Genomic DNA, 14681 nt, shown 5'->3' with positions numbered 1-14681 from the left:
TTTCATTGTCTTTATTTTCTATGGGAACATTGCTGGCGCAGGTCAGAGGTGTGGTCAAAAATGAAAATGGCGAGGCATTTCAAGGAGTAAATGTTGTGATTAAAGGCGATACCAAAGGCACTATAACAGATGCCGGCGGGCGCTATGAGATAGCGGCGACTAATGGGTCGACCTTAGTATTTAGTTTTTTAGGGTATAAGTCTCTTGAAATACAGGTAGGTAATCAAAAAGAGATTAATGTTTCTTTAGAAGTAAATGCCGATATGATGGAGGAAATCATTGTAGTAGGGTATGGCACACAAAAGAAATCGTCTCTTACGGGTGCAGTATCATCCATTACCAATAAAGAACTTTCCACACAACCTGTTATTAGTGCTACCCAAGCCATGCAAGGTCGTGTACCGGGCGTATCAATTGTAAATAATAGTAGCCCCGGAGCTGAACCCACAGTTCGTATCAGAGGGGTAGGGTCTATCAGCTTAAATCCTAATCCTTTGTATGTAATTGATGGGGTTCCGGCAGGAGGGTTAAATACCATTTCACCGAATGATATCGAATCTATTGAAGTACTGAAAGATGCCAGCGCTTCGGCTATTTATGGTTCACGGGCAGCCAATGGAGTAGTGTTAATTACTACCAAAAAAGGTAAAGCAGGAAAATTGAGTATCAGCCTTGATTCTTACGTAGGTACACAATCAGCCTGGCGAAAACTTGATTTATTAAATAGTGCAGAATACATCAAATACGGTACAGCGCTATTGACTGCTTCTGGTCAACCGGTACCTGGTCGTTTTGCAGCTATGAATACGCCTATCTATGAGGGAGCTGCTACTACCTTTGCTCAAACAGACAATGATTGGCAGGATGTGATGTTTAAAAATGGTCCGATTCATAACAATCAGCTTTCATTAGCCGGTGGAACTGATAAATCGAAGTTCTATCTGTCTGTCGGAAACTTCAAGCAAGAAGGGATTCTGCCATTTACTGAATACGGCCGCCAGAGTATACGCTTGAATTCCGATCATAGTATCGCAAGATTTATTTCAATCGGGCAAACGATGATGGTATCAAGAGATAAGCGTATTGCTGAAAGAGATGCCGGAGGCAGAAGCATGGTGATGAACATTATGCGTATGACTCCTTACTGGCCAGTAAGCGACCCAACCAAATTAGGTGGGTACAGTACCACAGCTCAGGGGCTAGACGCAACTGACCCTGAAAACCCGATGCGTATTGCTGTGCAGGAGCAACAGAACCAGATTGACCGCTCATTTAAGATGCTCGGTACGGTATATGCCGAAGTTAAATTCTTTAACTGGCTAAAATACAAATTTACGGTGGGTGGCGATTATTCGAGTTCAATTTTTACAGGCTTTGTTCCAATCTATAACGATGGCAACCGTAGTCGCCAGACGGCTGAGCTTGCTCAGAACAGAGGACAATATTTCTCAACTATATTAACTAATCAGCTAACCTTTGATAAAACTTTCGGTAAACATTATATTAATGCGCTTGCCGTAGTCGAAAGACAGGATGCTTCTTTCAAATCAATTAATCTTACCGGGCAGCGACCTGATAATAATATCAAAGAGATTCAGGGAGCAGCCAATATCAATGGCAATACTTCAAGTTCAGAAAATACCTTATTGTCTTATGTAGGTCGTCTGAACTATGAGTACGATAATAAGTATCTCTTAAGTGGTTCGGTACGTCGCGATGGTTCGTCAAAATTCGCTCCGGGTAATAAATGGGGCACTTTCCCATCAGTATCCGTTGGTTGGAGAATCAGTGAAGAAGCATTCATGAAAGAGGTAGTGGCTATCAATGAATTGAAACTAAGAGGTAGTATTGGCGTAACAGGTTATAATGCTATCGGCGATTATGACTGGCAACCGCTCATTTCAGCAAATAACACCAATTACTCGTTTGGCAATGCTTCTCAATTAGGTTCGTATTTTAACAGCCTTGGCAATACGCAGTTGAGTTGGGAAGAAACCACCATGAAAAACATTGGCTTAGACCTTTCTTTATTCAGCAATAAAGTCACAATCTCAACAGAATTTTATTCACGCAAAACCGATGGTCTCTTATTAAGAGTACCACTTCCGGACTCAGAAGGATACTCAAATAGTCCGCTTGCCAACGTAGGAAGCATGGAAAACAAGGGCTTTGAGCTAGCATTGGGTTACCATATTGACTCAAAAGACTTTAAGTCAACCATTACAGGTACGTTCGATTTGGTCAGAAACAAAGTATTAAGTCTGGATACCCCAAATGCTACCATCAATGCGGGTAATAACGCCGATTTCGGCGGATTTGATATTACACGTACCGAAGCAGGTCATCCTTTACAGTCATTCTTTGGCTGGCAGGTAGAGAAGATTTTCCAGAACGAGGGTGAAATAGCTGCAGCTAACGGTGCCGATGGCAATGCAACTACACCTTATCAGAATGAAGGAACGAAACCCGGAGATATTAAATTCAGAGATTTGAATAACGATGGAAAAATTGATGCCAGTGATAGAACCTATCTGGGTAGCTATCTGCCTAAATTTTCTTACGGTCTGAACTATTCAGGAACTTATAAAAACTTCGATTTCAGTCTGTTCTTCCAGGGGGTATATGGCAATAAAATCTATAATGGAACAAAAGTTATCGGACAAGGAATGTTGAGATTATTTAATGCCACTACAGATGTATTGAATGCCTGGACACCTAGCAATACTAATACAGATGTGCCAAGAGCAGTAAGTGGTGACCCTAACCAGAATTCAAGAACTTCGGATAGATTTATTGAGGATGGTTCTTATTTAAGATTAAAAAACCTTACAATAGGCTATACTTTACCATCTGATAAGATTGCCAAACTGACCAATAATGTATTAACCAAAGCGAGAATTTATTTCACGAGCCAGAACCTGCTGACCTTTACCAAATATAGTGGCTATGACCCGGAGATTGCCTCACGAAATAATAATTTACTTACCAACGGCGTAGACTACGGAATGTATCCGCAGGCACGTACGCTTACGATTGGTTTGAACCTTGGTTTTAATTAAAAATTGCCAGAAAAGATTAAATACTTCGAAATGAAAAAAATAATATTTCTTACAGGCTTCATAGGTCTGGCCACCGTGATGAGTTGTGATGACTCTGTATTGGATAAGGTAAATCCAAACGGTGTGACTTTTGAAACATATTTTACGAATGATAATGAGCTCATTGCAGGGGTAAACTCGGCCTATGCTACCGTACAGGGCTTTGGTCTTGCAGCCAGAGAGTGGTTTTTTGTGCATGATTTAAGAGGAGATGAAATGGCTACCGGTGGCGGGCAGTTGGAAGCCCCACGTAATCAATTATTGATTGGGGTAAATGACCCTGCCAATTCTGTCGCAAACTCGGTCTTCACGGGTTGGTTCAGAACTATCCATAGAGCTAATGTGGTGCTTGAAAGCGCTAATAAAAAGGATGTTTCTTTTTCGGCTGATATAAAGAGCCGCGTTACCGGAGAAGCAAAGTTTTTGCGTGCATGGGCCTATTATGAATTAGGCACTTTATGGGGTGGTGTGCCTCTCTATACCGAATATGTTAAATCGGTTGAAGGGGCAAAGCCAAGATCAAGTCAGCAGGAAGTATATAAACAGGTAATTGAAGATTTGAAAGCAGCGGAGAGTTCCCTACCGGCTACCTATCCTGCCACGCAATATGGAAGGGCAACCAAAGCTGCTGCGCAGGTGCTTATGGCACGCACCTATCTTCAGATGGGTGATTACGCCAGTGCAAAAACTGAATTGGAAAAAGTAGTAAGTTCGGGTCTTTACAAGTTGGTTGATAATTATCTTGATCTGACCAACGAAGAGGGAGAGTTTAACGCAGAATCAATTTTTGAGATAGCGTTTTCGGCTTCTAACGGCGCCTTTAACTGGAGTGGTCCTGATGGTGATGGAACCAGTGCTCAGGAAGAAACCATCAGAACGCAGGAGTATTCTCCTATTGGATGGAGAAACCTGATTCCTTCCGATAAAATACTGGATAATTATGAAAGAACAGCTAAAGGAGATGCTAAAAACGACCCACGTTTTGATATGTCTTTCTGGAAAGACGGAGATAAATTCAATAATGGCAATGATGTAATCAAAGACGAAAATGTTCAAGGGAATTCATCAAAAATGGACGGTAAAACCTTTAAAATCAGTTGGAGGAAATATTCTGTACTGTATAAATCTAACGCGGGTTTTACAACAAGTGGTATCAATATGAGAGTGATGAGATATGCAGATGTATTGCTGATGCTGGCAGAATGTGAAAATGAATTGGGTAACTCTGCTAGAGCCATTCAACTCATGAATCAGGTGAGAGCCAGAGCATCAGTAAATATGCCCCCTTATCCAACCAAAAACTATCCGGTCGATTCGAAAGCCAGCGTATTTGCCGCAATTCAACACGAACGTAATATTGAACTGGCTGCTGAGCAGGTACGCAACTTTGATATTATCAGATGGAGAAAAAATAAAAAGGCAACTTCAGAGCCGATCTCTTATTTCGTGGCAAACAAACATGAATTGTTACCACTCCCACAAACAGAAATTGATAACAATCCGAAGATTGATCTTAAAGATCAGAATCCCGGGTATTGATAACCATTCAGGAATAGACCGTTGAATGACGGTCTATTCTTTTCAAAATTGAAATTGTAAAATTATTTCTTTTTTTCTTACAATTAATTTGGCTGACAGGCAATAATACATAAATTTGTGTATGTATGACACATATTTTATTTTGATAGAGTTTAACGAATACATGTGCAATTAATTCTTTGAGTACACATTAAACCCTAATGAAAATAATACTACTATTTATCCCCTTTATCTTAATAAATGGACTTTTGTAAGTGTCAATACCTTTGAAACTTTGTTATCGGCAATTATTTCAACCTAATTAACTATTAAATCTCTTGTTTTGAAAGAAACCCAATCATTTGATATAACCACACGAAAGAGACAAACCATAAGTCTCATGAGCATGTAAACCTAAACTATACAATCAGTAATGATAAACAGAATACCTAAATACTTATCCATCGCGCTTTTATGCTTAACCATGCATGTGGCTCATGCACAAACAACCTTGGTGAATCCGATCCTTACAGGCTTTTATCCTGACCCAAGCATTGTAAAAGTTGGGTCAGATTATTATATAGTCAACTCAACTTTTTCCTATTTTCCGGGTCTTCCGGTCATGCACAGCAAAGACCTTAAAAACTGGAAGCAAATCGGAAACGTAATAGACCGACCGTCTCAATTAGATTTCATGGGCGAACGCATGACACGCGGGCTTTTTGCACCAGCCATCAGCTACTATAAAGGAATCTATTATGTAACCTGCACCGATATTGACCACGACGGAAACTTTGTAGTAACTGCCAAAAATCCGGCAGGGCCGTGGAGCAATCCGGTGAAAATCCCACAGGTAAGAGGCATTGACCCATCTATTTATTTTGATGAAGAGACAGACAAGGCCTATATCATTTATAATAGTGATGCACCAGATAGAAAACCCTTATACTCCGGGCATCGGACCATTAGAATGTATGAATTTGATTACCAGAACCTGAAAGTGGTTGGCGAGGAAAAACAACTGGTGAACGGGGGGGTGGACCTTTCTAAAAAACCTGTGTGGATAGAAGGACCTCATATCCTGAAACGTAATGACTGGTATTATTTATATGCAGCCGAAGGAGGAACCTCAGTCAATCACTCAGAAGTAATCTTACGTAGTAAATCAGTATGGGGGCCTTATGTGCCTTATGAAGGAAATCCAATCTTAACCCAAAGAGAATTGCCTGCCGATAGGAAATACCCAATTACTTCAGCAGGGCATGCCCAGTTTGTGGATGGCCCCGATGGTAAAATGTATTGTATTTTCCTGGCAGTGCGTCCTTACGAAGGAGATTATTATAATACGGGTCGTGAAACATTTATTGCTCCGGTAACATGGAAAGATGAATGGCCGATGATTGAACACGGCGAAAAGGCCATTGAGTATAGCTATCAGACCAATATCAAAGAAATTAAACCCAAAGGGGGCTTGCCGCAATCAGGTAATTTTCAGTATACGCTTACTTTTGACAAGGGTCTTGACCCTTCCTTGCTATTCATGCGAACTGTGGATAGCAGTTCGTTCAAAACATCAAAAGCTGATGGGCTGACTTTGAAGCTAAAACCCGAAACCATTTCAGAGTTCAACAATCCATCCTTTGTGGGCAAACGCCAGCAACATTTAAACAGTACAGCAGAAATTGAACTGAATTTCTCACCGAAATCTGTGAGCGAAAAAGCAGGATTAGTAATTTTTCAGGACGAGCGACATTTTTACTTCATAGCCAAATCTAAAAATGAAGACAAAGAAGTAGTCCAGCTTTTCAAAAGTCAGCCCAAAGAAAAAACCATGGAATTGCTGACGGAGGTACCACTAACTGCCAATGTAAAAAAACTTACTTTCCGGATTAAATCCGAAGGAGCAGATTACAGTTTTTACTATTCGACCGATGCTAAAAACTGGCACCTGCTGAAAGATAAAATGGATGGTAAATTTTTGAGCACCAAAGAAGCCGGGAGTTTTATTGGCTGTGTGTACGGCATGTATGCCACTTCATCAGGTGAAAATTCGACCAATAGCGCCTCCTTTAAATTCCTGAAATACAGTGGCAACGACCCTATGCTGAAATGAAGAAAGTAGCGTTAATCATAGCGATAATTTTTATCAGTTGCCTCGGGCAAGTAGTTCGGGCGCAGGAAAGCAAGGCAAAAAATCCGGTCATTTTTGCTGATGTGCCTGATATGTCTATGATACGGGTGGGTAAGAATTACTATATGAGTAGTACAACCATGCATATGAGCCCAGGTGTGCCTATCATGAAATCCAACGATTTGGTCAACTGGCAAATGCTAGGCTATGTATATGATACGTTGGCTAATATTCCCTCACTCAATCTTACAGATGGGAAAGGCACTTATGGGCGAGGCTCATGGGCTAGTTGTATCAAATATCACAAGGGTCTTTACTACGTAACTACCTTTGCACAGACTACTGGCAAAACCCATATTTATACCACAAAAAATATAGAGAAAGGCCCCTGGAAAGCCGTTTCTTTTGCCCCCAGCCTGCACGACCATTCCTTGTTTTTTGACGATGATGGTAAAGTTTATATGATTTATGGCAATGGGAAAATAAAAATTATTGAGTTGAATACCGGGGTATCAGGCATCAAAAAAGATGGGCTTGACCAGACAATTATTGAGAATGCCAGTGATCCGGCCGGAACAAATATTATGTTGGGTGCCGAGGGGTCGCAGGTATTTAAAGTAAATGGTAAATATTATCTGTTTAATATTGCCTGGCCACGCGGAGGAATGCGTACAGTAATCATTCATCGGGCAGATAAAATCACAGGACCCTGGGAAGGTAGAGTAGCTTTACAGGACTTAGGCGTAGCGCAGGGAGGATTAATTGATACACCGGATGGACGCTGGTTTGCCTACCTGTTTCGTGATTTTGGAGGGGTAGGGCGGATACCCTATCTCCTACCTGTCAGGTGGGAGGATGGTTGGCCTGTTTTGGGAGAAAACGGCAAAGTACCTGAAACATTAGATTTACCTACAAGCAAAGGCCTGATTCCGGGCATAGTTCAGTCAGATGAATTTACCCGTAAAAAAGGAGACGCGTCTTTGCCATTGGTCTGGCAATGGAATCATAATCCTGATAATCGCTTATGGTCGGTTACAGAACGTAAAGGCTTTTTACGTTTAAAGACTGGCAGAATAGATACCTCTTTTGTATTAGCCCGAAATACACTCACGCAAAGGACCATTGGTCCTGAATCGTCAGGTGTGACATTACTGGATATATCAAATATGCAACAGGGAGACTTTGCCGGACTGGGATTATTACAGAAAAACTATGGCCTGGTAGGAGTGAAGGTAGTTAAGGGCAGCAAATCAATTGTGATGGTGAGTGCGAATACCGGCAAGCCCATAGAAATTGAACAAATACCTTTGCAACAAAACACAGTCTACCTGAGAGCCGAATGTGACTTCAGGAATAGAGCCGATATAGCTCATTTCTTTTATAGCCTTGATGGCAAATTGTGGCGTAGTATCGGAGAGCCTTTAAAAATGCCATATACCATTCCGCATTTCATGGGTTATCGTTTTGGTCTTTTTAATTATGCTACTCAACAGATTGGGGGCTATGCCGACTTTGATTATTTCAGAATTTCAGACACTATTTCATCAACCAGGTAAATAGTTTACAGCTATTTTAACACTATGAGAAAGAACCTTTTTCGTATTCTATCACTCCTTTTACTATTTCAGGGAACAGGAGCTTTTGCTCAAAATCCAAACTTTCATATTTACCTCTGCATCGGGCAGTCGAATATGGAGGGCGCGGGGAGAATCGAAGCGCAGGATACTGTTAATATCGACAGCCGTTTCAAAATACTGGAGGCCTTGGATTGTCCTGAACTGAATCGGGTTAAAGGCCAATGGTATACAGCCAAACCACCCTTATGCCGCTGCAAAACTGGCCTTTCACCTGCTGATTACTTCGGCCGGACCATGCTTGAAAACATGCCTCAACAACAATCGTTAGGTCTGGTACACGTAGCAGTAGCAGGAAGTAAACTAGAGATTTTTGATAAAGCAAAATATCAGGCTTATCTCGATTCATCGGCGAAAGAAAAGCCATGGATGATTAACATGGCCAATCAGTATGGTGGCAACCCCTACAAAAGATTGATAGAAATGGCCAGAATTGCCCAGAAATCAGGTGTAATCAAGGGTATTCTATTACATCAGGGAGAGTCAAATACAGGTGATAAAACCTGGCCAGCGCAGGTTAAAAAATTGTATAACGATATTCTGGCCGATTTAAATCTGGCTCCTAATTCCATTCCCTTACTGGCTGGGGAGGTTGTCGGCGCAGACCAGGGCGGTAAATGTACCAGTATGAATGAAATCATTGCTAGCCTACCCCAGACCTTACCCAAAGCCACTGTAGTATCTTCTAAAGGTTTACCTGCCGTGCCTGACAAACTCCATTTCAGCAGTGCCGGAGTCAGGATTTTTGGTAAACGCTATGCTGCGGCCTTATTGGCATCACAAGGTAAAAGAATCACTATTGACGAAAGCAGTATTGTGCCTTCAGAAAAAATGCTGCTCTATCCTGATGGTGTACCTAATTCAAAACCGGCTGTAATGAAAGAAACCGGCGCAGAGAATGGCGTTTACAAAGGAATTACCACGCCTACTTTGGAGTACTATAAAGCTGACCCTAATCTTTCGACTGGTACTGCGGTTATTGTTATTCCTGGCGGTGGCTACGGTGTTGTGGTATATAATGGTGAAGGGATTAATATAGCCAAAGCTTTGGCCGAAAAGGGAATTGCGGCCTTTATACTTAAATATAGACTCCCGAGTGATGAAATCATGCCGGATAAGAAAATAGGACCACTGCAGGATGCACAGCAAGCCTTGAAAATGGTGAGAGAGAATGCTGAAAAATGGGGTATTGACAAAAATAAAATTGGTATCATGGGCTTTTCTGCAGGTGGGCATCTGGCTAGTACAGCTGCCACTCATTTTGAGAAATCATGGATAAATAACCCAAATAATACAAGTCTGAGACCTGACTTTCAGATTCTGGTTTATCCGGTCATCAGTATGAAGGACAGCCTTGCCCACAAAGGTTCAAGAGAGAATCTACTTGGTAAAAATCCATCGCAGGAAGATATAGCCTATTTCTCTAATGATTTGCAAATAAAAGCTAATACGCCTCCAACCTGGCTGACCCATTCTGCTGACGACAAAGTAGTAGATGTGGATAATAGCATTTCCTATTTTGAGCGTTTGCGCAAAAATAAAGTAGAGGTAGAAATGCATATTTTCCCGAAAGGCGACCACGGATTTATATTCAGGCACCCAGGCTGGATGAATCCTCTCTTTGACTGGATGAAACGTAATGGTTGGACTAAATAATTCTGATATAATGAAAGTAAAACTAATTACTACCGTTTTTCTGACCGTCTGTGCTTTGATAGAAGGCTTTGCTCAACCCGTTGCAAGACCAGCAATTATTTCGCCGGAAGTGCATGCAGATCATTCCGTTACGTTTCGTTTGTATGCACCTGCCGCCAAAGAGGTAAAACTAAATGTCCAGTTTGAAAAAACACCTTTGGCTATGAGCAAAGACGAACGTGGTGTGTGGAGTGTTACTTCGGCTCCTGTAAAGCCGGATATGTATCCGTATGCGTTTAACGTAGATGGCATTCAGTTAGCTGACCCTAATAACTCGGCTATTTTTCCGAATGAAGGTTTTCAGAATAGTCTGGTAGAAATTACCGGAAACTCGCCTTTAGTGCATACAGTGCAGAATGTGCCGCATGGTACTATTTCCTATCGTTATTATCATTCTGCCGAATTAGGTACTCGTCCCGTTGTGATATACACTCCCCCAGGCTATGAAACGAGTGCTAAAGCTTCTTATCCTGTGCTCTATCTCTTACATGGTACCACCGATACAGAAGAAACCTGGACCAAAGTAGGAAGAGCCAATATTATTCTGGATAATCTGATTGCTCAGGGAAAAGCCAAACCCATGATTATTGTCATGCCCTATGGCCGTGCTTATCCGGTCATCAGCAAATCATCAGGAAGTCTTAGAAACTGGGATAATTTACAAGAGTTTAAGAAAGACTTCTTCAATCATCTGATACCTTTTGTCGAACAAAATTACCGAACCATCAAAGATAAAAATAGTCGGGCTATTGCGGGTTTTTCAGGCGGTGGAGGTACTACCTTATACTTTGGGCTGAACAATACTGACCAGTTTGGCTATGTATGCGGCTTTGCACCCGGCATGCTTAAAAATGAATTTGACAGAAACAATGAAGCAGCCTTTAAGAATCCTGAGTTGGTTAACAAAAATCTAAAATTATTCTGGATAGGCGTAGGCAAAGAAGACGGCTTATATGGCGTAAATCAGGAGTTTATGCAGGTGCTTGACCAGAAGAAAATTAAATACGAAAGCCTGATCTCTGATGGTGGTCATACCTGGATGAACTGCAAGCTCTACCTCACTACCATTGCGCAGAAATTATTCAAATAAGTCAATTATTTACCGAAAAACCATAACTATGAAAATTAAAGTAATCATTCAGCTTTTAGCGTTTTACGCCATACTGGCCATGCCCGGTATTGTCAGAAGCCAGCCACCACGAGGGCCATTAGTGATTTCTCCACAAGTCAATGCCGACAAATCAGTCACCTTTCGTTACCTGGCACCTTTGGCCAATGAGGTGAAACTGAGCGGGCAATTTTTAAGAGCCCCTGTAGCCATGACCAAAGATGCACAGGGTATCTGGAGTGTAACCACAGAGTCTATCAAACCTGATATTTATCCGTATAACTTTCAGGTAGATGGAGTAGGAGTGATGGATCCGGCCAATGTAGCCTTTTTCCCGAACGAACGTTTCAAGGCAAGCCTTGTTGATATTCCGGCAGATGCGCCTTCGGTCTATTCTTTAAGAGATGTACCTCACGGGACTGTCAGCTACGAATACTATCCTTCGGTGGAAGGTTCAACCGGAACTTTAGTTGTCTATACTCCTCCGGGTTATACCAAAGAAAAAGCGAAAAAATACCCTGTTTTTTATCTGATTAGTGGTACAACCGATACCGAAGAAACCTTTTATAAGGTAGGCAAAACCAATTTCATTCTTGATAACCTGATTGCCGATGGAAAAGCGAAACCTATGATTGTGGTAATGCCCTACGGAAATCCGGCGGCGCGCATTGCCGAGCAAAAAGGCTTATCCAAACCTGCTGATATTATAAATCGTGATAGTGAAGATGCAGTAAAGAGAGCCAAGTTTTTTGAAACAGACCTGATTACCAACATCATCCCTTATATAGAAAAAAATTACCGCACGCTCACTAATCGTGAGAACAGAGCTATTGCAGGTTTTTCCCGTGGCGGTGGGCAAACCCTGAGAGCTGCCTTTAATAATATGGACAAATTCGCATGGGTTTGCAGCTATGCTTCTTACATCTCACCAGCCGAAATGGATAAAGGATTCAGTCATATTGGCGGAGACGCTGCAAAAACCAACCAGCAGTTGAAACTACTCTGGTCGGGTATCGGAACCGAAGACTTTCTATATAAAGGCACCGTTGAATTTGAAGATTACCTGAAAGCAAAAAAAGTAAACTTCAAAAGCTATGTAACCGATGGTGGACATACGTGGATGAACGTAAAGAAGTATATGAATGAGACTCTACCCCTATTATTCCAATAAACTTGATACCCATGAAAAAATATACTCTTTTTGGTTCTTTAGTGTTGCTATCAAGCCTCTCGATAATGGCTCAGCAAAGACCACCGGCCATTAGTTCACCGGATGTTCACGCTGATAATAGCGTTACTTTCAGATATTTTTCAAAAAAAGCTCAGAAAGTAACACTTTCAGGCGAGTTTCTGAAATCACCCCTATCACTGGCCAAAGATACTTCCGGAATATGGTCGGTAACGGTTCCCAATATCAAGCCCGATATTTACCCATATAGTTTTTATGTGGATAGCGTGCAGATTGCAGACCCAAGCAATACCTACATTTTTGCCAATGAGCGATTCAAGCGTAGCATCGTTGATGTTCCGGGTAATACTCCCCTGGTACACTCTTTACAAAATGTGCCACATGGCAAAATTCATTATCAGTATTATAATGCCAAGACGTTAGGCCGTACACGTGATTTACTGGTGTATACCCCACCTAATTTTGATGCCAGCGGCAAAACAAAATACCCGGTGCTTTATCTGATTCATGGAGGCTCTGATACACAGGAAACCTGGACGAAAGTAGGCAGGGCAAATCTGATTGCTGATAATCTGATAGCACAAGGGAAGGCGAAACCAATGATTATTGTCATGCCGTATGGCAATGTTCGCCCAAGTCCGATGCCTGATTTTACCAAAGAGATTGTCAATGACATTATTCCATTTATTGAGGCCAATTATCCGGTAGCCACTGATAGTAAAAACCGTGCAGTGGCAGGGTTTTCAGTGGGCGGCGGTCAGACATTGAATATAGGTTTTACGAATACTGATAAATTCGGATATATCTGTTCTTATGCCCCTTATACCGCTACCGACGAATTCAAGAAGAATTTTACAGACTGGAACCCCAACGCTGAGCTGATAAACAAGCACGTAAAGAAATTTACCATTAGTGTGGGCACCGAAGATTTTCTCTACGAAAGCGTAAAACAGAACATTGCGATGTTTCAGGAAAAGAAAATCAAAGTAGAACCTCTGATTGTATCTGGCGGACATACCTGGATGAACTGTAAGTTATTCCTAACCCATTCATTGCAGGAAATTTTCAAATAATATTCAAATCTTCACAGTATAATCAACCCATCAGACAATGAAAAACAGATTTTTAAAAATAGCACTTTTTACCGCCTTTTCCCGTAGTGCCTGTCTGGCACAAACACAGCAACCTGCCATCATCGAAGACTTTAAACCTTCTTCTTTAAATCAACCCGGACAAGAATACCCGATGGTCAATTCACAGCGCTATGCCCGATTTAAAATAGTGGCACCTGCGGCAGATAGCGTAAGAGTAAGTCTGGGCCTTGGCGGGCGAGGCGGTACAAAACTGAGTAAAGCAGAAGATGGCACCTGGGTGGGTACTACCGAAGGCCCGATGGACGAGGGTTTCCACTACTACAATGTAAGAATAGACGGGGGTAAATTCAATGACCCGGGCACGCTTAATTATTATGGTTCTGTTCGTTGGGAGAGTGGTATTGAAATACCTGCCCATGACCAGGATTTCTATGCGCTGAAGAATGTACCTCATGGACATGTGCAACAAGTGCTTTTCCCGTCGCCGAGTACAAATACATCCAGAAGAGCATTTGTTTACACGCCTCCGGGGTATGAGAAAGATAAAAAAGCCAAGTATCCTGTCCTGTATCTGCAACACGGCTGGGGCGAAGATGAAACGGCCTGGAGCAATCAGGGCCATGCAAACCTGATTATGGATAATCTGATTGCCGACGGAAAAATTAAACCTTTCATTATTGTAATGACCTATGGCATGACTAACGATGTAAAACCGGGCGGTATCCGCAATTTCAAAATTGAGCCATTTCAAACAGTGCTTATCAATGAACTGATTCCTTATGTCGATGCCAACTTCCGTACTATTGCCAACAAGAACAGTCGCGCGATGGCCGGGCTCTCAATGGGTGGTATGGAAACCAAAACCATTACGCTGAATAACCCTGATGTATTTTCTTATTATGGCTTACTAAGCGGGGGCCTTTATGCTTCTGCTGATATTAAAGATAAATCTAAGGTGAAACTCATTTTCTTGAGCTGTGGTAGCAAAGAGCGCCCGGATGGCGTAAGAAAAGCGGCAGAAGAACTCAAAAATGCGGGCTTCAATGCAGTATCGTATATCTCGGAAGGTACGGCCCATGAGTTCCAGACCTGGCGCCGAAGCCTGTATCAATTAGCGCCATTGCTTTTTCAAAAATAGTTTCTTCTAAAACAACTTTGCAGAGTAGTACCCTTGAAATTACATATTTATAAATTGAAGATAAATTAATAGTACG

The 14681-nt window shown here is 41.7% G+C and carries 9 protein-coding genes and 1 pseudogene; all 10 read left to right on the top strand.

Features of this window, described 5'->3' with window-relative positions; all coding sequences use genetic code 11:
• Positions 1–20 precede the first annotated feature (20 nt).
• The 10 genes and pseudogenes from D0T08_RS02540 to D0T08_RS02500 all read left to right on the top strand — a co-directional run bounded on the left by D0T08_RS02540 (position 21) and on the right by D0T08_RS02500 (position 14605).
• Positions 21–3059 carry a TonB-dependent receptor gene (locus D0T08_RS02540; RefSeq protein WP_229238884.1) on the top strand — a complete coding sequence of 1013 codons (3039 nt, stop codon included), beginning with the start codon at positions 21–23 and terminating at the stop codon, positions 3057–3059.
• Between the two features lie 30 nt (positions 3060–3089).
• Positions 3090–4637 (top strand): RagB/SusD family nutrient uptake outer membrane protein, encoded by a 1548-nt coding sequence (locus D0T08_RS02535; RefSeq protein ID WP_116980987.1) that lies wholly within the window; start codon positions 3090–3092, stop codon positions 4635–4637.
• A 463-nt stretch (positions 4638–5100) separates the two neighbouring features.
• Entirely contained in the window at positions 5101–6729 is a 1629-nt protein-coding gene (locus D0T08_RS02530) for a glycoside hydrolase family 43 protein (RefSeq protein ID WP_229238899.1), read from the top strand.
• A complete protein-coding gene (locus tag D0T08_RS02525; RefSeq protein WP_116980985.1) occupies positions 6726–8303 on the top strand; it encodes a glycoside hydrolase 43 family protein in 1578 nt (525 codons plus the stop codon). Before D0T08_RS02530 ends, D0T08_RS02525 begins: the two co-directional genes overlap by 4 nt.
• 24 nt (positions 8304–8327) lie before the next feature.
• Positions 8328–9143: pseudogene (locus D0T08_RS27740) on the top strand (sialate O-acetylesterase); the annotation flags it as partial.
• Between the two features lie 69 nt (positions 9144–9212).
• Positions 9213–10037: an alpha/beta hydrolase gene (locus tag D0T08_RS27735; protein WP_199538119.1), complete on the top strand. Its 825-nt coding sequence runs from the start codon at positions 9213–9215 to the stop codon at positions 10035–10037.
• Positions 10038–10047: 10 nt separating this feature from the next.
• Entirely contained in the window at positions 10048–11166 is a 1119-nt protein-coding gene (locus D0T08_RS02515) for an esterase (RefSeq protein ID WP_116981484.1), read from the top strand.
• Between the two features lie 28 nt (positions 11167–11194).
• Positions 11195–12355 carry an esterase family protein gene (locus D0T08_RS02510; protein WP_116980983.1) on the top strand — a complete coding sequence of 387 codons (1161 nt, stop codon included), beginning with the start codon at positions 11195–11197 and terminating at the stop codon, positions 12353–12355.
• Positions 12356–12366: 11 nt separating this feature from the next.
• Positions 12367–13446 carry an esterase gene (locus D0T08_RS02505; RefSeq protein ID WP_116980982.1) on the top strand — a complete coding sequence of 360 codons (1080 nt, stop codon included), beginning with the start codon at positions 12367–12369 and terminating at the stop codon, positions 13444–13446.
• 37 nt (positions 13447–13483) lie between these two features.
• Positions 13484–14605, top strand: coding sequence for an esterase family protein (locus tag D0T08_RS02500; protein ID WP_116980981.1), 1122 nt, complete (start codon positions 13484–13486; stop codon positions 14603–14605).
• The last annotated feature ends 76 nt before the right edge of the window (positions 14606–14681 follow it).

This window comes from Emticicia sp. C21, from assembly GCF_003418935.1.
In the GTDB taxonomy this organism is placed as follows: domain Bacteria; phylum Bacteroidota; class Bacteroidia; order Cytophagales; family Spirosomataceae; genus Emticicia.
Note: the sequence above shows the minus strand (reverse complement) of the source record. Positions and strands in the feature narration are given on the sequence as shown.